Source organism: Oerskovia sp. Root22, assembly GCF_001429135.1.
Classification (GTDB): domain Bacteria; phylum Actinomycetota; class Actinomycetes; order Actinomycetales; family Cellulomonadaceae; genus Oerskovia; species Oerskovia enterophila.
The window spans coordinates 108,038-127,899 of sequence record NZ_LMIL01000010.1; the positions used below are offsets into that span (position 1 = coordinate 108,038).

Consider the following 19,862-nt stretch of genomic DNA (forward strand, 5'->3'; position numbering starts at 1 on the left):
CGCACTTCGTTCGGACGACGCACGAATGGTCACCGGACCTGCCGGTCAGCGGTCGAGGACCGAGACGGCCCGTCAGCCCTCACGCAGGAGCCTGCGTGCCGCCCGGGCGAGGTGCGCGATGTACAGCCGCTGGAACGTCGGGACGAACAGACGCAGAGCCGAGACCCAGCGGACCGCGGGGTTGCTGAAGACGTCGACCACGAACCACACGTCCCCGGCGGCGTCCCGCTCGACCACGAACGCCTCCTCGCCCACGAACACGTGGCCGGGCAGGGTCCCGTAGCCGAACCCGATGCGCTGCTCCTCGCGCTCGACCCACACGATCTCGCAGGGCTCGTCGAGCCGCACCCTGCCCACGCCGAGCCGCGTGACGACACGGCCCCCCGGCTCCGCGACCGGGGCCGACGTCTCGATCCGCACGTGGGCGGCCGCGTGCACCTGCCAGGTCAGGAGCTGCTCGCCCAGGCGTCCGAGCTCCGCGACCGTGCAGGGCCGCTCGGACAGCCGGTGGCGCAGGCGGAGGTGGGCGTACCCTGCGGGCAGCTCCGGGGCGCGCGTCGCACCCACCTCTGGGTAGGTCGTGCGGCTCTGCGTCATGCCTGTCTCCGTCCTGGGGTCCTGCTGGGTCTGTGTGGCCGGATGGCCGTTCCTTGCAGCGCGGGGCCTGCGGGCCCCCTGCGCTCGATCCGCTCCCCCGCCGCGCCCCGGACCGCTCGGAGCCCCAGCAGCGTGCACAGCGCGAACCCGACCGCGTTGGCCACGCCGTGCGTCGCCGCCATCTGCCCGATGCTCGGGTGGGGCAGCCCCGTCGCCTCACCCACTGCCCACCACATCGCGAGCAGCATCGAGCAGGCCACCGCGACGGACCCGGTGACGAGCAGTCCTCGCGCCCAGCCCCGGGCCGCGAGCCCGAGGACGGCCCACGCGGTGCACCACAGCGCCCCCGTCAGCACGAGCGCGCCGACCAGCTCGACCGCGTCACCCACGAAGTAGCCCACGAGCACGAGCCCCGTGCCGACCGGGACGCCCCACGCGCCCGCTCGCGCGGCGCGGCCCCGGTCCGGGGCCCGGTGGGTGTCGGAAGTGTCCGGGTCGCGGGGGTCGTCGTGCCCGGCACCTTGCCCGGCGACGAGCCCCGCGACCAGGGCCGCGGCGAACCCCGCGAAGAGCATGTGCGGGACCGTCAGCGCGAGGTAGGTCCCCGAGAAGCCGAGCAGCCCCCAGCCGCCGCGGTCGGCGAGCATCGCGGCGGCACCGACGCTCGGCAGGGCGAGCGCCACGCCGACGGCGAGCCGCACGCCGAGCGGGCGTGGCGCCGTCGGGCCGGGGAGCGCCGCGCGGACCGCGGCGACGAGCAGCACCGCCGATCCCACGAGGAAGGGAGCGGTCGCGACCTGCGCCCACAGCCCGTGCGGGAGCCACGCCCCGGCGGCGGCCGCCGCCCCGGCAACGGGCCACCACGGCCCGCCCGCCCCGGGCACGACGCGAGGCCCGAGCAGCGACAGCCCGAGCGGGAGGACCACGACGAGCCCGAACGCGACCACGAGGTCCACGAGCAGGGCGGTCGATGCGGACACCTCAGCCTCGAAGGGACGACGTCAGGCGCAGGACGTCGTCGACGACCCCGCGGGCGACCGGGAGACGGGACAGGCGCACGAGCTTGCCCACGATCGGGCTCGCCCCTGCGACCAGGCGCCGCGTGCGCGCTGTGCCCGACGACGAGTCCTGGACCCAGAAGAGCGTCACCCCGAGCTGGGCGAACCACAGCAGCTCGGGGAGCTGCGCCCGCAGGGAGGGGGGCACCGCGGGCGAGGCGCCGGCCACGAGGTCCTCGAAGATCCCGAGCGAGAGCTCGCGAGCCTCGCGCGACGCCTCGCTGAACGGGTTGGCGGCCGCGCCCGGCCGGATCGCGACCGAGACGAACTCCGCGCCGAACGAGTGGTAGGGCGCGAAGACGTCGATCGACGCGTCGAGCACGCGGCGCAGCCGGTCGGTGAGGGACCCGCCCTGCGCGAGGATCTCGTCGGCGGCGACCCGGTGCGCACGCAGGACGTCGAGGTAGAGCTCCTGGACCAGGTGGTCCTTGGACGGGAAGTAGTAGTAGGCGTTGCCCGTGCTCACGCCCGCCGCGGACGCGATGGACCGCATGGTCGTGGCCTCGTAGCCCTGCTCGCGCAGCATCGCGAGGGCCACCCCGAGGACCTTGGCCCGGGTCTCCTCCGACTTGGGGGTGGGGCTCACGAGGTCGCCCCGGTCGCTGTGCGCGGGTTTTTGAACATGTTCAAAAATGTAGCACGAGAGAAGCCCGCACACCGCGCGGGTGTGCGGGCTCCGGGTCAGAAGAGGCGCGAGTCCACGTCGTCGACCCCGCGCATCGCGTCGTAGTCCAGGACCAGGCAGCCGATCCCCCGGTCGGTCGCCAGGACGCGCGCCTGCGGCTTGATCTCCTGCGCCGCGAACACGCCGCGCACGGGGGCCAGCAGAGGGTCGCGGTTCAGCAGGTCGAGGTACCGCGTGAGCTGCTCGACGCCGTCGATGTCTCCGCGGCGCTTGATCTCGACCGCGACCGTCGCGCCGTCCTTGTCACGGGCCAGGATGTCGACCGGACCGATCGCCGTGGGGTACTCCCGGCGGATCAGGGTGTGCCCCGTCCCGAGGAGCTGGATCTGCGCCGCGAGCATCTCCTGCAGGTGGGCCTCGACGCCGTCCTTGATGAGACCCGGGTCGATCCCGAGGTCGTGAGCCGAGTCGTGCAGGACCTCGTGCAGCTCGATCTCGAGGCGGTCGTCGCTCTTGGCGTGCTGAACCGCCCAGACCTGGGTCACGCCGCGCTCGCGTGCCGTCTCGTCGGGCTCGGTGACCGCCATGGAGCACGGAGGGCTCATCCAGTTCAGCGGCTTGTACGAGCCGCCGTCCGAGTGCAGGAGCACGCTGCCGTCCGCCTTGACGAGCAGCACACGGGTCGCGAGCGGGAGATGGGCCGAGAGCCGACCCGTGTAGTGGGCCGAGCACTGGGCAACCACGAGACGCACGAAGAACTCCTCAGACCGGGATGACGCAAGACCGGGGACGACGACGGAGAGCGACGCTGGCACAGCGCCGACCGGGACGGACGGGTGAGCCACCAGCTCACGGGGTGCGGCGCCGGCGGGATGGACGAGAGCGAGGCGACGCCGGGCCGGAGGGGCAGACGAGCCGCTGCCGGACAGCCAGGCTACGGCCAGGCCCTCAGACGACCACGCCGCGACGCCCGGGAGGGGCCGCCTCGAGCCACGATGCCAGACCCGCGTAGGCACCGCTCGACATGAGCAGCTCGAACCGTGTGCCCTCGTACGAGCACTCGACCAGGAAGAGGTCGCGATCAGGGGCCTCGACGGGGCGACGGGACACGATCACGAGGTCCTGGCGGCGCCAGGACCTCGCGGGGCGCAGGGACAAGGACCAGCAGCGCCACCAGTCGATGCGTCCGACGCCGTAGTGCGCGATGCCGAGCGACCACGAGGCCTGCTCGGCGCCCGCCGGGCGGGCGCTGCACTCGAACGAGCCGACCCGGTGGGCGATGGCCCGAAGACGCAACGCCCCCAGCCCGACCACGACCAGGACCACCAGAAGGAGTCCGATCGCGATCCAGGCGGGGAGCGGCACGTGTGCTACCTGGTCCCGTCAGTGGCCGGAGACGGCGGAGGCGTCGAGCACCTCGGCGTCGTCGACCACGAGCATGACCTGGTTGGAGTCCACCGAGAGGAAGCCGCCGGTGACCTTGACGGCGATCTTCTCGCCGGAGACCCCGGTGATCCGGACGGTGCCCGCCTCCAGGACGGACAGGACCGGTGAGTGGTCCGCGAGGATCCCGATCTCACCGTCGGCGGCCGGCGCGCTCACTGCGCGCGCGGTCCCGGACCAGATCTTGCGGTCCGCCGCCACGAGGTCGACGTTCAGTTGTGCCACTTGAACTCCTTCATGTCGGTGCACGGGTCTGACGAAGCGCGCCGCGTGCTCGGCCGGTGGGCCGAGCGCGCGGCGCGCTCACGTCGAATCAGACGCCGTACTCCTTCTGGATGCGGGCCCAGTTGCGCTCGAGGTCCTCGAGGCCACCGATGTTGAAGAACGCCTGCTCCGAGATGTGGTCGAACTCGCCGTCCGCGATCTTCTTGAACGCCTCGATGGTCTCCGTCAGCGGAACCGTCGAACCCACGACACCCGTGAACTTCTCGGCCATGTAGGTGTTCTGCGAGAGGAACTGCTGGATGCGGCGCGCACGCGCCACGACCGTCTTGTCCTCCTCGGAGAGCTCGTCCACACCGAGGATCGCGATGATGTCCTGGAGCTCCTTGTTGCGCTGCAGGATCGACTTGACGCGCGTCGCGACGTCGTAGTGCTCCTGGCCCACGTAACGCGGGTCGAGGATGCGCGACGACGAGGTCAGCGGGTCGATCGCCGGGTACAGACCCTTCGAGGCGATCTCACGCGAGAGCTCGGTGGTCGCGTCCAGGTGGGCGAACGTGGTCGCCGGCGCCGGGTCGGTGTAGTCGTCGGCAGGGACGTAGATCGCCTGGAGCGACGTGATCGAGTGACCACGCGTCGAGGTGATGCGCTCCTGGAGCAGACCCATCTCGTCGGCCAGGTTCGGCTGGTAGCCCACCGCGGAGGGCATGCGCCCGAGCAGCGTGGAGACCTCGGAACCGGCCTGCGTGAAGCGGAAGATGTTGTCGATGAAGAGCAGCACGTCCTGCTTCTGGACGTCACGGAAGTACTCCGCCATGGTGAGCGCGGAGAGCGCGACGCGAAGACGCGTGCCCGGCGGCTCGTCCATCTGGCCGAAGACGAGTGCCGTCTTGTCGAAGACGCCTGCCTCCTCCATCTCGACGATCAGGTCGTTGCCCTCACGCGTGCGCTCGCCGACACCGGCGAACACCGAGACACCACCGTGGTTCTGCGCCACACGCTGGATCATCTCCTGGATGAGGACCGTCTTGCCGACGCCCGCACCACCGAAGAGGCCGATCTTCCCACCCTGCACGTACGGCGTCAGGAGGTCGATCGACTTGATGCCGGTCTCGAACATGTTGGTCTTCGACTCGAGCTGGTCGAATGCCGGGGGCTTGCGGTGGATGGGCCAGCGCTCGGTGATCTCGAGCTTCTCGCCCTCCGCGAGGTTGAGCACGTCACCGGTCACGTTGAACACGTGGCCCTTGGTGACGTCGCCCACGGGGACGCTGATCGGCGCGCCCGTGTCGGTGACGACCGCGCCACGGACCAGGCCGTCGGTCGGCTTGAGGGCGATCGCACGGATGAGCGAGTCACCCAGGTGCTGTGCGACCTCGAGGGTCAGTCGGAAGGACTTCTCCCCCTCGCCCTGGCCGGACAGGTCGATGTCCACGGTCAGTGCGTTGTAGATCTCGGGGATGGCGTCGGACGGGAACTCGATGTCGACGACGGGGCCGATCACGCGGGCGACACGGCCCACGCCGGGTCCGCTCTGGTGCTCGACCTGGGCTTCCACGGTGGTGGCGGTCATTACTGGCCTCGCTTCGCAGGGCCGGAGAGAGCTCCGGCAGGTTCGGTGCAGGTGATGGAGATCGACGTGTTCGTCGTGCGGTACCTCACGACGCCGCCAGGGCGTCGGCACCCGAGACGATCTCGCTGATCTCCTGGGTGATGTCGGCCTGTCGTGCCTGGTTCGCAAGTCGCGTGTACATGCGGACCAGGTCCTCGGCGTTGTCCGTCGCGGTGTGCATCGCGCGCTGGCGGGCGGCCAGCTCCGACGCGGCCGCCTGCAGCAGGCAGCTGTAGATGCGGCTGCGCACGTAGCGCGGCAGCAGTGCGTCGAGGACGGCCTCGGACGAGGGCTCGAAGTCGTACAGCGGGAGCACGTCGTGCTGGCCCGCAGGAGCGACACCCTCGACGACCTCGAGAGGGAGCATCCGCACGACCCGGGGACGCTGCGTCACCATGTTCACGAACTGCGTGTACACGATGTGCAGCTCACCGACGCCACCCTCGTCCGCGGGGGCGAGGAACGCCTCCAGCAGGGTGTCGGCGATGTCGCGGGCGACGTCGGCAGTAGGTGCGTCCGAACCGCCGGTCCACGACTGGGCGAGCTCACGGTGACGGAACGTGTAGTAGGTCACGGCGCGACGCCCGGCGGCGTAGAGCGCGACCTCCTTGCCCTCGTGCGTGAGGCGCTCGACGAGCCGCTCCGTCTCGCGGATGATCGACGCCGAGTAGGCGCCGGCCATGCCGCGGTCCGAGGCGACCACGAGCACCGCGACACGGTTCGTGTCGGTGCGCTCGGACGTCAGCGGGTGCCGCGTCGTGGAGTGCGTCGCGACCGCCGAGACCGCCTGCGTGATCGCCTGGGCGTACGGGCCGGCCTCGGCGGACCGGGCGCGGGCGCGCCCGATCCTCGACGCCGCGATGAGCTCCTGCGCGCGGAACATCTTCTTCAGGGACTGCGTCGACTTGATCCGCTGCTTGTAGACGCGCTGGGATCCGGCCATGTCAGGCCTTCTTCTGCCGGACGATCTGCTCCTGCTCGACGACGACGCCCTCTTCCTCGTCAGCGTCTCCACCGATGAGCGGCGAACCGTCGCCCTTGAGGAAGCCGTTGCGGAAGTCGTCGATGCCCTGAGCGAGCGCAGACTCGACCTCGTCCGAGAGCTTGCCGGTCGAGGCGATCGTGCCGAGCACGTCCGTGTTGCGGCGCAGGTGGTCGAGCAGCTCGCTCTCGAAGCGGCGCACGTCCTCGAGCGGAACGTCGTCCAGCTTGCCCTTGGTGCCGGCCCAGATCGAGGCGACCTGGTCCTCGACCGGGTACGGCGAGTACTGACCCTGCTTGAGGAGCTCCATGAGGCGAGCGCCACGGGTCAGCTGGCCGCGCGAGGCCGCGTCGAGGTCCGAGGCGAACATCGCGAAGGCCTCGAGCGAGCGGTACTGGGCGAGCTCGAGCTTGAGCGTGCCGGAGACCTGCTTCATGGCCTTGACCTGTGCGGCACCGCCGACTCGGGAGACCGAGATGCCGACGTCGACAGCGGGGCGCTGGTCGGCGTTGAAGAGGTCCGACTGGAGGAAGATCTGGCCGTCGGTGATCGAGATGACGTTGGTCGGGATGTACGCCGACACGTCGTTCGCCTTGGTCTCGATGACGGGCAGGCCCGTCATGGAGCCCGCACCGAGCTCGTCCGAGAGCTTCGCACAACGCTCGAGCAGACGGGAGTGCAGGTAGAAGACGTCACCGGGGTACGCCTCGCGGCCCGGCGGGCGGCGGAGGAGCAGCGACACGGCACGGTAGGCCTCGGCCTGCTTCGACAGGTCGTCGAACACGATGAGGACGTGCTTGCCGCCGTACATCCAGTGCTGGCCGATGGCCGAGCCGGTGTAGGGCGCGAGGTACTTGAAACCTGCCGGGTCGGAAGCCGGTGCCGCGACGATCGTCGTGTACTCGAGCGCTCCGGCCTCTTCCAGCGCGCCGCGGACGGCGGCGATGGTCGAGCCCTTCTGGCCGATAGCGACGTAGATGCAGCGGACCTGCTTGGTCGGGTCGCCGGTCTCCCAGTTCGCCTTCTGGTTGATGATCGTGTCGATCGCGATCGCGGTCTTGCCGGTCTGGCGGTCACCGATGATCAGCTGGCGCTGACCGCGGCCCACCGGGATCATCGAGTCGATCGCCTTGAGGCCGGTCTGCAGCGGCTCGTGGACCGACTTGCGGTCCATGACGCCGGGGGCCTGCAGCTCGAGGGCGCGGCGGCCCTCGGTCGCGATCTCACCGAGACCGTCGATCGGCTGGCCCAGCGGGTCGACGACGCGACCGAGGTAGCCGTCGCCGACGGCGACCGAGAGGACCTCGCCGGTCCGGCGGACCTCCTGGCCCTCCTCGATCCCGGTGAACTCACCCAGGACGACGACACCGATCTGGCGAACGTCCAAGTTCAGGGCAAGGCCGAGGGTGCCGTCCTCGAAGCGCAGCAGCTCGTTGGCCATTGCGCCCGGAAGGCCTTCCACCTGGGCGATGCCGTCAGCGGCAAGGGTGACGCGACCGACTTCCTCGGTCACCGCACCCTGGGGCTCGTAGGACTTCACGAAGCTGTCCAGCGCGGCCCTGATCTCGTCGGGCCGGATCGTCAGCTCAGCCATTGCTCTTCTCCTGTCGTGGCCGCCCCGCGAGGTGCGGGAACGGTCGAACGTTCTTGTCAGTTCGCCGGCTCGGGAGCCGGCAGGGTGTCGACGACACCGGGGGCCGCGAGGACCTCAGTGTTCGGGCGAACAGGTCAGCTGACCAGTCGTCTGCGTGCATCGGCCAGGCGGGAGAGCACCGTCGAGTCGACGACGTCCGCTCCGACCTGGACGCGCAGGCCGCCGAGGACCTCGGGGTCCACGGTGACGTTCAGCTGGACTGCCCGGCCGTACGCGCGCTCGAGGAGCGCGGACAGACGGTCCTGCTGTGCCTGGCTGAGCACCGCACCGGTCGTCACCGAGGCGACGAGACGACGACGACGCTGTGCGGCGACCTCCCCGAGCCACACGAGGGTGGCCACGAAGCGACGCCCCCGGGGTGCGATGGTCGCCCGCTCCGCGAGGAACTGGGTGACCGGGTCGACCTTGCCCGCGAGCAGCGCGTCGACGAACGCCTTGCGACGAGCGGGGTCCGTGGAGGTCTCGGTGAGCACTCGACGTGCCTCGCGCTCCCCGACGAGCGACCGCGTGATGCGGAAGAGCTCGTCCTCGACGCGCTCGAGCGCGCCGCGGGCCTCGGCCGAGGCCAGGACCGCGTCGACACCGAGGTGCTCGACGGCGTCCGCGATGTCCACGTCGCGCGCCCAGCGTCCGCGGGCGACGCCCGAGACGAGGTCGACCACACGACCGTCGAAGCCCTCCCGGAGGAGGTCGGCGGCCAGGGCCGCCTTGTCCTCGCCCGACCGCGACGGGTCGGCGAGGGCGCGACGCAGGGGCACCGAGGCGTCCAGCGCCGCGGCGACGGTGAGGAGCTGCTCGCCCAGGGCGAAGGCTCCTTCACCCGCCGCGCGCAGCACCGGCTCGAAACGCTCCTGAGCCTGCGCGAGGGAGGCTCCGCTCGTCCCGCGCATCAGCCCTCCTTGCCGTTGGCCGCCGCGCTGGCAGCCCCGGCTCCCGCAGCCTCGAGCTCGTCGAGGAAGCGGTCCACGACACGCGACTGACGTGCGGAGTCCTCGAGGGACTCGCCGACGATCTTCGACGCGAGCTGGGTCGCGAGCGTCCCCACGTCGTTGCGCAGCGAGACCGACGCCTGCTGGCGCTCGGCCTCGATCTGGCGGTGTGCCGTCTCGACGATGCGAGCGGCCTCCTCGCCGGCCTTGACCTTCTGGTCGGCCACGATGGCCGTGCCCTCGGCGCGCGCGTCCTCACGGATCTTCGCGGCCTCGGTGCGTGCCTCCTGGAGCTGCTGGTGGTACTCCGCCAGCGCTGCCGCGGCCTCGGCCTGAGCGGACTCAGCCTTGGCCAGGCCACCCTCGATCTTGGCCGTGCGCTCGTCGAGCACCGCCTGGAACTTGGGAAGGACCATCTTGTAGAAGACGACCGCGATGATGATCAGGACGACCGCCGACCAGAAGAGGTCGTAGAACGGCGGAAGGAACAGCTGGATGGGGTCGACCTCGCCAGACTCTGCGGCGAGGACCGCCTGGGGGCCGATGGTCGACATCAGAAGATGAAGCCAGCGACGAAGCCGAGCAGGGCGAGGATCTCGACGAAGGCCAGACCGATGAACATGGTGCCGCGGAGCTGGCCGGCGACCTCGGGCTGGCGGGCCATGCCCTCGACCGTCTTGCCGATCAGGATGCCGAGGCCGATGCCCGGGCCGATCGCGGCGATGCCGTAGCCGATGGTGTTGATGCTGCCTTCGACAGCGGCGAGGGTGGTGACGTCCACGGTGTTTCCTTCCGTTGGGCGCCCGGTCGTGCGAACGGGCGTCAGGTGCGTTGCGTCAGGTGGAGCTCAGGGACGGCGCCGACGCCGAGGCGGCGGAACCAGGGTCTGCGGTGCGGGTCAGTGCTCTTCTTCGATCGACATGTTGATGTAGACCGTGGCGAGGAGCGCGAAGATGTACGCCTGCAGGCCCGCGACGAAGACCTCGAAGAGGGTGATCGCGATGCCCCCGGCGAGCGTCAGGGCGCTGATCGCCTTGAGGGCCGGAGCGGCCTCGAGCAGGAGGAAGTTCGTGGCGGCGAAGCACAGGACCAGCATGATGTGGCCGGCGACCATGTTCGCGGTCAGTCGGATGACCAGCGAGGCCGGGCGGATGATCAGGAGCTGGAGCAGCTCGATCGGCGCCAGGATGAAGTAGATCGGGAACGGCACGCCCGGGGGGAACAGGTTCGCCCGGATGTAGCCCCACAGGCCGTGCTGGCGGATGCCCGCGGCCCAGTAGGCCACGAAGACCCACAGGGCCAGGAGGATCGCCACGCCGGCGACCGAGGTGCCCGAGAGGTTCAGCCCGGGCACGACACCCGTGAGGTTGAACGCGAGGATCGTCACGAAGATCGTCGTGATCATCGGGACGTAGCGGCGAGCCCGCTCGGTCCCCATGATCTCCTCGACGATGTTCACGCGAGCGAAGTCGAGGACCATCTCGACGCCGTTCTGGAACCTGCCGGGCACGAGCTTGGCGCGCCGGGCCGCGATGAGGAAGATCGTCAGCAGGACGATCGTCGCGATCACACGGATGAGCTGCAGCCGGTTGAACTCGAACGGGGTGCCGGCGAAGAGGATGGCGTCGGGGAAGAACTCACCGATCGTCGGCGCGTGGAAGCCGCCTTCGCCTTCTGCAGCGGCAACGAAGGGAGAGGGGGTCGCGAGCGTGAACAGGGTGGACTCCCAGTGGTCGTCGGTTTCCGGGGCCGTGCGCGGGCACGCCGTCGGACCAGGCCTTCATGGATTCGCCGATAGCCTAACGCATGTTCGGACCTTCACAGGTCACTCACGTCGGGCAGATCTGCGCGAGGTGGGTCTAAGATGCCCCGGCGCCGGTCGCTGTGCGTCCCGGCGGCCGAGCCTCGCTGCGCCGTCGGGGGCGGTCCCGACCGGCCCGCGACCTCAGGACTTGGGCGTCACGTACGGGATACGGCCGCGGTCGACCGCACGGTAGTCGAGCAGCGCCGAGCCGATCACGCCCACGAGGAGCACCACGGCGAACACGACCCGGTCGTAGAACTCGTAGTTCCGCAGGACCGCGAGGACGATCCCGAGCAGCACGATCTTGACGAGCCAGCTGCCCAGCACGACGGCGGCGGTGGTCGTCGGGGTCGAGCGGGCCGTGCGGGCCATGGCCACGATCGTCGTCCCGGAGAAGACGAGCGCGATCCCGACGCCCATGAGAGCTCCCCACACGCCGGCCGTCCCGGCCAGGAGCGCGCCGAGCGCGACGCCCAGGACGAGCAGCCCGACGAGCAGGATCAGGGTGTCGCGCAGCGCGGTGCGGAACACGGCGCTCACGGCGTCACCGACCGCGTCGGCCGTGACCTCGCCGGGCTGGGCCTGCGAGGCCGGCTGCTCCGGAGGGGTCGTGGGGTCGTCGGCGCCGTGGGGCGTGGGAGTCGTCATCGGGAGGTTCCTTCAGGGTGGGCCGGGCCCGTGCGGGCCGGTCGGGGGTCAGGATCGGGGACGGGCGCGTCAGTGCTCGGCGTCGCGCCGGAGACCGGGCTGCGGACGACGGGCGAGGCGCCGCTCGGCACCCCAGCGCGCCGCGGGACGGTCGTCGGGATGCCCTCGGGCGCGGTCACCGCGTCGTCGTCGAGGAAGCGGCCACGGGAGCGCAGGGGCCCGAGCGTGAGCAGCAGCGCGATCACGATCGCCACGCCCAGCCCGATCGCCACGGTCTCCGCGGGCCACCACACGAGCGACACGGCCCCGAACGCGAACACCGCGGTCCACAGGTACATGATGATCACGGCGCGGCGGTGCGAGTGCCCGAGCGCGAGGAGCCGGTGGTGCAGGTGGAGCCGGTCCGGGTGGAAGGGGGACTTGCCCGTCCCGACCCGGCGGAGCACCGCGAGGACCATGTCGAGCAGCGGGAGCAGGATCACGGCCAGGGGCAGCAGGATGGGGATGAGCGTGCGCTGCTTGCTCGGGTCCACCGCGACCCCAGGGTCGATGTTGCCCGTCACGACGATGACCGCCGCGCCGAGCACGAGCCCGAGCACCATGGAGCCCGAGTCCCCCATGAAGATCCGGGCCGGGTAGAAGTTGTGGGGCAGGAACCCGAGGCAGATGCCGACGAGCCCGGCCATGACGAGCGTCGCGAGGTTCGAGTAGTCGGTCGGGCTCGCCGCGACGGTCAGGCTGTACGTGTAGACGAAGTAGGCCGTGCCGCCGATCGCGATGAGCCCCGCGGCCAGGCCGTCGAGCCCGTCGACGAAGTTGACGGCGTTCATCACCACGACCACCACGAGCACCGTGACGATGAGCGAGAGCCGGGGCGAGCCGATCGTGAGCCCGCCGATGGGGAACGTCACGAGCTGCACGCCCTGCCAGGCGATGAAGAGCGCCGCGAGCACCTGTCCCGCGAGCTTGGTCATCCAGTCGAGGTCCCAGATGTCGTCGGCGACACCGAGCAGGCACACGATCACCGCGCCGCCGACGATGGCCCAGGCCTGCTGGTCGGTCGCGAAGACCCCGCTGAGGAAGGGCATCTGGGACGCGAAGGTCACCGCGACCACGAGGCCCGCGGTCATCGCGAGCCCTCCCAGGCGGGCGGTCGGGACGGTGTGCACGTCGCGGTCGCGCACGGCAGTGATGGCGCCCGTCCTCGCCGCGACCCAGTAGGCGAGGGGCGTCAGGAGGTACGTGACCGCGGCCGCGATCAGCAGGACGAGCAGATAGACCCTCACCCGTCGTTCGCCTCCGGGTCGCTCGTCGTGGCGGTCGGGGCGGCGTCCGTGGTGGGTGCGGGCACGAGCCCGGGCTCGGACGGCGCGTCGCCGACCACGGCTGCACCGTCTGAGGGCACCTCGTCGGAGCCCGCGGCGTCCGAGGCCGGCTCGGGGGCCTGCGCCTCGTCGTCGGGCTCCTGCGGCTCCTCGCCGAGCCCGAGCACGGGCGCGATCACGCGCATGCGCTCGAGCGAGACGGCCCCCTCCCGGACGACGCGCAGGTGCGGACCGGTCGCGTCGACGATGGTCGAGGCCACTCCCCCGGGTGCGTCGCCGCCGTCGAGGTAGACCGTGACCGAGTCGCCGAGCTGCTCCTGCGCCGTCGTCACGTCGAGGGCTGCGGGGCGACCCGTCGCGTTCGCGCTCGAGACCGCGAGCGGTCCCGTGCGGCGGAGGAGCGCGAGGGCCGCGGGGTGGTCCGGCATGCGCAGCGCGACCGTGCCGTGCGTCTCCCCCAGGTCCCAGGCGAGCGACGGCTGGGCGGGCAGGATGATGGTGAACCCCCCGGGCCAGAACGTCTCGACGAGCGCGCGGGCGTCCGCGGACACGTCGGTCGCGAGGCCGTCGAGCGTCCGCGTGTCCGGGACCAGGACGGGCGGGGGCATCTGGCGCCCGCGCCCCTTCGCGGCGAGCAGGGCCGCGACGGCCTGGGCGTCGAACGCGTCGGCGCCGATCCCGTAGACGGTGTCGGTCGGCAGGACGATCAGCCCGCCGCGCGAGACGGCGTTCACCGCCTCGTCGATCGACGATCCCCAGGCGTTCGGGTCGGTGACGGGGTGCACAGAGCTCACGGTTCTCAGTCTTCCATGTCCGAAGGGTCCGCTTGCGCGGCCGGTGCGTCGCTCGTCGCGCGCACGCGGCGCGCGACGACCATGCGGGGTCTGCCGGTCAGGTCGTCGACGGTCCGGATCTCGTCGAACCCGCCGACCCGGGCCACCATGCCACGGGCCGCCTCGGCCTGGACCTCGGCGTGCTCCATGACGTAGAGCCCGCCGTCGGCCAGGAGCCGGGCCGCGGCGCGCGTCACGCCGCGCGGCACCTCGAGACCGTCGTCGCCCAGGCCGTAGAGCGCGACCTGCGGGTCGTGCAGCGCGACCTCGGGGTCGCGCGGGACCGCGCCCGGCGGGACGTAGGGCGGGTTGGACACGACGACGTCGCACGCCCCGTCGAGGTCGGCGAACGCGGTGCGCGCGTCGCCGCGCACGAGGTGCACGACGGCGCCGCTCTCCGCGCGCGTGCGCGTCACGTTGCGCTCGGCCCAGGAATGGGCATCGCGGTCGAGCTCGACCGCGTGCACCCGGGCCGTGGGGACCTCGGTCGCGAGGGCCAGGGCGATCGCGCCCGAGCCCGTGCACAGGTCGACGGCGACGACGGGCGCCCCGGGCCTGCGCGCGGCGACCTCGAGGGCCTCGTCGATCGCGACCTGCGCTACCTGCTCGGTCTCGGGGCGCGGGACGAACACGCCCGGCCCCACGAGGAGCTCGAGGTGCCGGAACGGCGCCGAGCCCGTCAGGTGCTGGAGCGGGACGCGCGCGGCGCGGGCCGCGAGGAGGCGGGCCATCTCGTCGAGCACCTGCCCGGCCGTCCGGTCGGCGCCCGGCGCGCTCCCGCTCGCGAGCAGCAGCGACGCGACGGGCCTGCCGAGCACGGCCGCGGAGACGACCCGTTCACGCGGCACGCCCGCGACGTGCGCGAGCAGCAGCTCGGCGTCCACGCGCGGGGAGTCGATGCCCGCCTGTGCCAGACCGGCCGCAGCCCCCCGCAGGAGGCGCGAGACGTCGTCGGGCAGGCCTGGGGGCATCGGGGCCGGGCCCGGGACCCCGACCGACGTCACGACGCCGCTGCGGCGAGGCGTGCCGCCTCGTCGGCGTCGATGGCCGAACGGATCACGGGCTCCAGGTCGCCGTCGAGGACCTGGTCCAGGTTGTACGCCTTGTACCCCGTGCGGTGGTCCGCGATGCGGTTCTCCGGGTAGTTGTACGTCCGGATGCGCTCGGACCGGTCGACCGTGCGCACCTGGGAGCGGCGCAGGTCGTTCGCGGCGGCCGCCTCCTCCTCCTGGCGCGCGGCCAGCAGACGGGCGCGCAGCACGCGCATGGCCTGCTCGCGGTTCTGGAGCTGGGACTTCTCGTTCTGCATCGAGACCGTGATCCCGGTGGGCAGGTGCGTGATGCGCACCGCGGAGTCCGTCGTGTTGACCGACTGCCCGCCCGGGCCCGAGGACCGGTACACGTCGATGCGGAGCTCGTTCTGGTCGATCTCGATCTCGCCCGCGTCCTCGACCTCGGGGAACACGAGCACGCCCGCGGCCGAGGTGTGGATGCGGCCCTGCGACTCGGTCACGGGCACGCGCTGGACGCGGTGCACGCCGCCCTCGTACTTGAGGTTGGCCCACACGCCGTCCGCGGGATCCGTGGCGCCCGCTCGCGCCTTGACCGCGACCTGGACGTCCTTGTAGCCGCCGAGGTCCGAGTCGGTGGCCTCGATGATCTCGGTCTTCCAGCCCCGGCGCTCGGCGTAGCGCAGGTACATGCGCAGCAGGTCGCCCGCGAACAGCGCGGACTCCTCGCCGCCCTCGCCCGCCTTGATCTCGAGGATCACGTCGCGCCCGTCGTCGGGGTCGCGCGGCACGAGGACCCGGCGCAGCTTCTCGGTCGCGGCCGCGGCCGTCTCCTGGAGCGCGGGCAGCTCGGCGGCGAACGAGCTGTCCTCGGCCACCAGCTCGGCTGCGGCCTCGACGTCGTCGGTCGCGTCGCGCCAGGCGCGGTAGGCCGCGACGACCTGGCCCAGCTCGGCGTAGCGGCGCCCGAGCGTGCGCGCCCGGCCGGCGTCCGCGTGGACCGCGGGGTCGGCGAGCAGCGTCTCGATCTCGGCGTGCTCGGCGAGCAGGTGTTCGACGGCGGCGAAGGACTCGGTCACGAGGGTGTCCTGACGAGAGGGATGGTTAGGGCTGTCCGGCGGCGTGCGGCCGGTATGGCTGGGTGCGGCTCGGTGCGGGAGCCTCCGGCACGTGCGCGCCGGGCACCCGCCCACCGGGAAAGACGACAGCGCCGGTGGAACGAGCACGCCGCCTGCCCCTGGAGAGGTTGGACGGGCGCTCGGACCACCGGCGCTGGAGAGTCGCTACTTGTCGGCGGCCTTCTTGCCGTAACGAGCCTCGAAGCGAGCCACACGGCCACCGGTGTCGAGGATCTTCTGCTTGCCCGTGTAGAACGGGTGGCAGGCGGAGCAGACGTCGGACGAGATGCGCCCGGACGTCTCGGTGCTGCGCGTGACGAACGTGGAACCGCAGGTGCAGGTCACCTCGGTCACGACGTACGTGGGGTGGATATCAGCCTTCACAGGACTCTCCTCAGTGGGGTGCCCCCGGGTCGCCTGCCTGGACAGCAGCCGTGAACCGGGGACGGGGAAACCAACAGGACATTGTGCCAGACGGGTCCGGCACACGAAAAATCTGTGGGTCGGCCGGCCGTCAGGACGAGGGCGCGACCGACCCGCAGGACGGATCAGACGGCGCGGCCGACCTCTTCGTCGTTGTGGATACCGCCCGGCGTCGTCTTCTGCACCTGGAGCAGGAACTCGACGTTGGACTTGGTCTCCTTGAGCTTGCCGAGCAGCAGCTCGATCGCCTGCTGCTGGTCGAGCGCGCCCATCACGCGGCGCAGCTTGTAGACGATGCGGAGTTCGTCCTGCGGCATGAGGATCTCCTCGCGGCGCGTGCCGGACGCGTTGACGTCCACGGCCGGGAAGATGCGCTTGTCCGCGAGCGAGCGGGAGAGCCGGAGCTCCATGTTTCCCGTGCCCTTGAACTCCTCGAAGATGACCTCGTCCATCTTCGAGCCGGTCTCGACGAGCGCCGAGGCGAGGATCGTGAGCGACCCACCGTTCTCGATGTTGCGCGCCGCGCCGAAGAAGCGCTTGGGCGGGTAGAGCGCCGAGGCGTCGACACCACCGGACAGGATGCGCCCCGAGGCCGGAGCAGCGAGGTTGTAGGCGCGCGAGAGACGCGTGAGCGAGTCGAGCAGCACGACGACGTCCTGGCCCAGCTCCACGAGACGCTTGGCGCGCTCGATCGCGAGCTCGGCGACGATCGTGTGGTCGGAGGCCGGACGGTCGAAGGTCGAGGCGATGACCTCGCCCTTGACCGTGCGCTCCATGTCGGTGACCTCTTCGGGTCGCTCGTCCACGAGCACGACCATGAGGTGGACCTCAGGGTTGTTCGTCGTGATCGCGTTGGCGATCTGCTGCATGATGATCGTCTTGCCGGCCTTGGGCGGCGCGACGATCAGGCCACGCTGCCCCTTGCCGATCGGTGCGACGATGTCGATCACGCGCGGCGTGAGTCGACCGACCTCGCCCGTCTCCAGACGCAGGCGCTCCTGCGGGTAGAGCGGCGTGAGCTTGTTGAACTCGGCGCGGTTGCGGGCGGCCTCGGGGGCCATGCCGTTGACCGAGTCGAGACGGACCAGCGCGTTGAACTTCTGGTTGCGCGGTCCCGTCTGCTGGAAGCTCTCGCCGTCGCGGGGCTGACGCACGGCCCCCATGATCGCGTCGCCGCGGCGCAGGCCCGCCTTCTTGACCTGTCCGAGCGAGACGTAGACGTCGTTCGGGCCGGGCAGGTAGCCGCTCGTGCGCACGAACGCGTACTGGTCGAGGACGTCGAGGATGCCCGCGACGGGCAGCAGGACGTCGTCCTCGGTGACCTCGATCTCGTCGAGGCCCGCGACGTCGATGTTCCCGCCGCGCGTGCGTCCGCGCTTGCGGTCGCGGTCACGGTTGCGGTCGCGACCCCGCCGGCGGCGTCCGCCGCGCTCGTCGTAGTCGTCGCCGCCCTGCTGGTCGCGCTGACCCTGCTGACGGTCGGTGCGCTGGCCGCCCTGCTGGTTGCCCTGCGCCTGCTGGTCGCGCTGACCCTGCTGACGGTCGGTGCGCTGGCCGCCCTGCTGACGGTCGGTGCCCTGCTGGTCGCGCTGCCCCTGCTGGTCGCGCTGACCCTGCTGCTGACGCTCGCCGCCCTGACGGGCCGCGCCGCCCTCGGGGGCCGTCTCGCGAGCCTGCTCGGCCTCGCCGCCGCGCGGAGCACCGGCGCCCCGACCGGAACGACGCGAACCGCGCTCGGAGCCCGTGACGAGACCGACCGCGGCGGCTGCGCGTGCAGCGCGCTCGTCGGGGGTCTCGCCGGCGACCGGACGGTCGCCGCCGTCGCGAGCCGCACGCGCGGTCTGCTCGAGCAGCGGGGCGATGATGTCGGCTGCCTTGTCGCTGCTCTCGCCCTTGCCGGCGCGCTCGGCGCGTGCGCCTCGCTCGCGGCGAGGACGCTCGATGCTCTCGGTCGCCTGACGTGCGGGCGCCTCGACGGCGGGCAGCACGACCTTCTCGGTCGAGGTGTCCTTCTCCGGCGCGCGACGCGCAGGAGCGGACGCTCCGGCGGGGCGCCCGGAGGCGCTCGTCTCGCCGGAGGTGGAACGGATGACGTCGACAAGATCGCTCTTGCGCATCTTGGACGTGCCCTTCACACCGAGCTGCGAGGCGAGTGCCTGCAGCTCGGGGAGGCGCAGCGTCGAGAGTGCGCCTGCACGGGCGGTGTCGGTGGTGTCTGTCACGAAGGACCCTTCCCCTCGTTTGCGCCCACTTGCTCTGTGCGAGGGGTGGGCCGCGGGTGATCGACGCTCGGCACGTGACGGCCGGAACGCAGTGGAACCACGCGTCAGTGGTACGACGACGTCAGCTGACGTGGGCTGGATTGCCTTCTCGCGGGGTATGAGGCGCAGTCAGTGGTTGCTCTGCCGATGCCCGGGGACTCGGCGGAGATTCGTCGAGGAATCACCGAGGCATCATCACGAACCTGCGAAGGCTCAATGGATTCTACCATCCGTAGCACCCGGGAAGACCAGTCGCCGCACCGGTCGACGCGTCGCTCAGCGCATCGATGCCGGCAGGCCCGTGCTGCCGACGACCCGCTCCGAACGGACGCCCTCCAGGTCGATCCCCGGACGGTAGGCCCGCCACAGGTCCGAGCCGTGCAGCAGCTCGCGCAGGACCGCGTCCGCGTGCTCGCGGTCCTGTGCACGGCCCAGGAGCAGGACCGTCGGCCCGGCCCCCGAGATGGTCGCGGCGAGGCCGTCGAGACGCAGCGCGCGCACGAGCTCCCACGAGGCAGTCATGACGCCCGCGCGATACTCCTGGTGGAGACGGTCCTCGGTGGCCTCGAACAGGTGCTGGGGCGAGCGCGTCAACGCGTCGACGAGCAGCGCCGCGCGGCCCGCGTTGAGCGCTGCGTCGGCGTGCGGGACGGTCTGCGGCAGCACGCCTCGAGCACGGCTCGTGGCGAGCCGCGTCGAGGGGACCAGGACCGTGGCCTCGATGTCCGGGTGGACGTCGAGCCGCACGGCGTGCGCGCCCTCGCGCCCCTCGACCGTGCTGGTCCAGGCGATGGTCGCGCCGCCGTAGATCGCCGGGGCCGCGTTGTCGGGGTGCCCCTCGAACTCGGTCGCGAGCTGCAGGACCGCCGCGTCGTCGAGCGCCGCGGGGTCCGCGACGAGCGCGCGGGCCGCGGCGATGCCCGCCACGACCGCGGCCGCGGACGAACCGAGCCCCCGACCGTGCGGGATCGCGTTGGTGCAGGTCAGGTGGAGCCCGGTCTGGGGAGCCCCGACGAGCTCGAGGGCCGCGCGCAGCGCGCGCACCACCAGGTGCCGTTCGTCCCCGGGGACCTCGCCGGCCCCCTCCCCCTCGACGTCGACGACCACGTCACCATTGCCCAGCGCGCGGACCTCGAGGACGTCGTAGCGCGCGAGCGCCAGCCCCAGGGCGTCGAACCCGGGCCCCAGGTTCGCGCTCGTGGCGGGCACGCGTACCCGCACATGGTCGGCTCCGAGCTGCATCGCGGTGACCTCTCGTCAGGTGAAGGGTGGGGAGGCGCCCGTCCGCTGCCCGCCCCGGCGGGCAGCCGGGGCGGGC

The 19,862-nt window shown here is 71.6% G+C and carries 21 protein-coding genes; all 21 read right to left on the reverse strand.

All coding sequences use genetic code 11. From position 1 onward, the window contains the following. Nucleotides 1-72: 72 nt before the first annotated feature. The 21 genes from ASE15_RS14205 to thrB all read right to left on the reverse strand — a co-directional run bounded on the left by ASE15_RS14205 (nucleotide 73) and on the right by thrB (nucleotide 19,786). Nucleotides 73-597, reverse strand: coding sequence for a DUF1990 family protein (locus tag ASE15_RS14205; protein WP_056646205.1), 525 nt, complete (start codon nucleotides 595-597; stop codon nucleotides 73-75). Then, on the reverse strand, nucleotides 594-1,577 hold the full coding sequence (locus tag ASE15_RS14210; RefSeq protein ID WP_056763968.1) for a YndJ family protein: 984 nt from the start codon (nucleotides 1,575-1,577) through the stop codon (nucleotides 594-596). The genes ASE15_RS14205 and ASE15_RS14210 overlap by 4 nt, the downstream gene beginning before the upstream one ends. A gap of 1 nt (nucleotide 1,578) precedes the next feature. Further along, the gene (locus ASE15_RS14215) at nucleotides 1,579-2,241 is read right to left on the reverse strand and encodes a TetR/AcrR family transcriptional regulator (protein ID WP_082618462.1); all 663 of its coding nucleotides are present in this window, start codon (nucleotides 2,239-2,241) and stop codon (nucleotides 1,579-1,581) included. Between the two features lie 95 nt (nucleotides 2,242-2,336). Beyond that, entirely contained in the window at nucleotides 2,337-3,032 is a 696-nt protein-coding gene (nucS, locus tag ASE15_RS14220; RefSeq protein WP_056646199.1) for an endonuclease NucS, read from the reverse strand. Nucleotides 3,033-3,228: 196 nt separating this feature from the next. Next, on the reverse strand, nucleotides 3,229-3,645 hold the full coding sequence (locus ASE15_RS14225; protein WP_056646196.1) for a DUF2550 domain-containing protein: 417 nt from the start codon (nucleotides 3,643-3,645) through the stop codon (nucleotides 3,229-3,231). An 18-nt stretch (nucleotides 3,646-3,663) separates the two neighbouring features. Beyond that, nucleotides 3,664-3,948, reverse strand: a complete 285-nt coding sequence (locus ASE15_RS14230) for a F0F1 ATP synthase subunit epsilon (RefSeq protein ID WP_056646193.1) — start codon at nucleotides 3,946-3,948, stop codon at nucleotides 3,664-3,666. An 88-nt stretch (nucleotides 3,949-4,036) separates the two neighbouring features. Then, nucleotides 4,037-5,518: a F0F1 ATP synthase subunit beta gene (atpD, locus tag ASE15_RS14235; RefSeq protein WP_056646189.1), complete on the reverse strand. Its 1,482-nt coding sequence runs from the start codon at nucleotides 5,516-5,518 to the stop codon at nucleotides 4,037-4,039. A gap of 85 nt (nucleotides 5,519-5,603) precedes the next feature. Then, nucleotides 5,604-6,500 (reverse strand): F0F1 ATP synthase subunit gamma, encoded by an 897-nt coding sequence (locus ASE15_RS14240; RefSeq protein ID WP_056646186.1) that lies wholly within the window; start codon nucleotides 6,498-6,500, stop codon nucleotides 5,604-5,606. 1 nt (nucleotide 6,501) lies between these two features. Beyond that, nucleotides 6,502-8,133, reverse strand: a complete 1,632-nt coding sequence (atpA, locus tag ASE15_RS14245; RefSeq protein ID WP_056646183.1) for a F0F1 ATP synthase subunit alpha — start codon at nucleotides 8,131-8,133, stop codon at nucleotides 6,502-6,504. 134 nt (nucleotides 8,134-8,267) lie between these two features. Further along, nucleotides 8,268-9,083 carry a F0F1 ATP synthase subunit delta gene (locus ASE15_RS14250; protein ID WP_056646180.1) on the reverse strand — a complete coding sequence of 272 codons (816 nt, stop codon included), beginning with the start codon at nucleotides 9,081-9,083 and terminating at the stop codon, nucleotides 8,268-8,270. Next, nucleotides 9,083-9,676 (reverse strand): F0F1 ATP synthase subunit B, encoded by a 594-nt coding sequence (locus tag ASE15_RS14255; protein ID WP_056646177.1) that lies wholly within the window; start codon nucleotides 9,674-9,676, stop codon nucleotides 9,083-9,085. The genes ASE15_RS14250 and ASE15_RS14255 overlap by 1 nt, the downstream gene beginning before the upstream one ends. After that, entirely contained in the window at nucleotides 9,676-9,903 is a 228-nt protein-coding gene (atpE, locus tag ASE15_RS14260) for an ATP synthase F0 subunit C (protein ID WP_030149959.1), read from the reverse strand. Before atpE ends, ASE15_RS14255 begins: the two co-directional genes overlap by 1 nt. 117 nt (nucleotides 9,904-10,020) lie before the next feature. Then, entirely contained in the window at nucleotides 10,021-10,839 is an 819-nt protein-coding gene (gene atpB / locus ASE15_RS14265; RefSeq protein WP_056646174.1) for a F0F1 ATP synthase subunit A, read from the reverse strand. Nucleotides 10,840-11,067: 228 nt separating this feature from the next. Next, nucleotides 11,068-11,574: a hypothetical protein gene (locus tag ASE15_RS14270; protein WP_056646171.1), complete on the reverse strand. Its 507-nt coding sequence runs from the start codon at nucleotides 11,572-11,574 to the stop codon at nucleotides 11,068-11,070. Continuing rightward, nucleotides 11,571-12,860: an MraY family glycosyltransferase gene (locus tag ASE15_RS14275; protein WP_082618463.1), complete on the reverse strand. Its 1,290-nt coding sequence runs from the start codon at nucleotides 12,858-12,860 to the stop codon at nucleotides 11,571-11,573. Before ASE15_RS14275 ends, ASE15_RS14270 begins: the two co-directional genes overlap by 4 nt. Then, entirely contained in the window at nucleotides 12,857-13,693 is an 837-nt protein-coding gene (locus ASE15_RS14280) for an L-threonylcarbamoyladenylate synthase (protein WP_369800617.1), read from the reverse strand. The genes ASE15_RS14275 and ASE15_RS14280 overlap by 4 nt, the downstream gene beginning before the upstream one ends. A 5-nt stretch (nucleotides 13,694-13,698) precedes the next feature. After that, a complete protein-coding gene (gene prmC, locus ASE15_RS14285; RefSeq protein WP_056764206.1) occupies nucleotides 13,699-14,703 on the reverse strand; it encodes a peptide chain release factor N(5)-glutamine methyltransferase in 1,005 nt (334 codons plus the stop codon). 29 nt (nucleotides 14,704-14,732) lie between these two features. Beyond that, nucleotides 14,733-15,821: a peptide chain release factor 1 gene (prfA, locus tag ASE15_RS14290; RefSeq protein WP_056646168.1), complete on the reverse strand. Its 1,089-nt coding sequence runs from the start codon at nucleotides 15,819-15,821 to the stop codon at nucleotides 14,733-14,735. Nucleotides 15,822-16,025: 204 nt separating this feature from the next. Further along, nucleotides 16,026-16,244 carry a 50S ribosomal protein L31 gene (gene rpmE / locus ASE15_RS14295; RefSeq protein ID WP_056646165.1) on the reverse strand — a complete coding sequence of 73 codons (219 nt, stop codon included), beginning with the start codon at nucleotides 16,242-16,244 and terminating at the stop codon, nucleotides 16,026-16,028. A gap of 164 nt (nucleotides 16,245-16,408) precedes the next feature. Next, on the reverse strand, nucleotides 16,409-18,505 hold the full coding sequence (gene rho, locus ASE15_RS14300; protein ID WP_056763970.1) for a transcription termination factor Rho: 2,097 nt from the start codon (nucleotides 18,503-18,505) through the stop codon (nucleotides 16,409-16,411). Between the two features lie 315 nt (nucleotides 18,506-18,820). Further along, entirely contained in the window at nucleotides 18,821-19,786 is a 966-nt protein-coding gene (thrB, locus tag ASE15_RS14305) for a homoserine kinase (protein WP_056646158.1), read from the reverse strand. Between the last annotated feature and the right edge of the window lie 76 nt (nucleotides 19,787-19,862).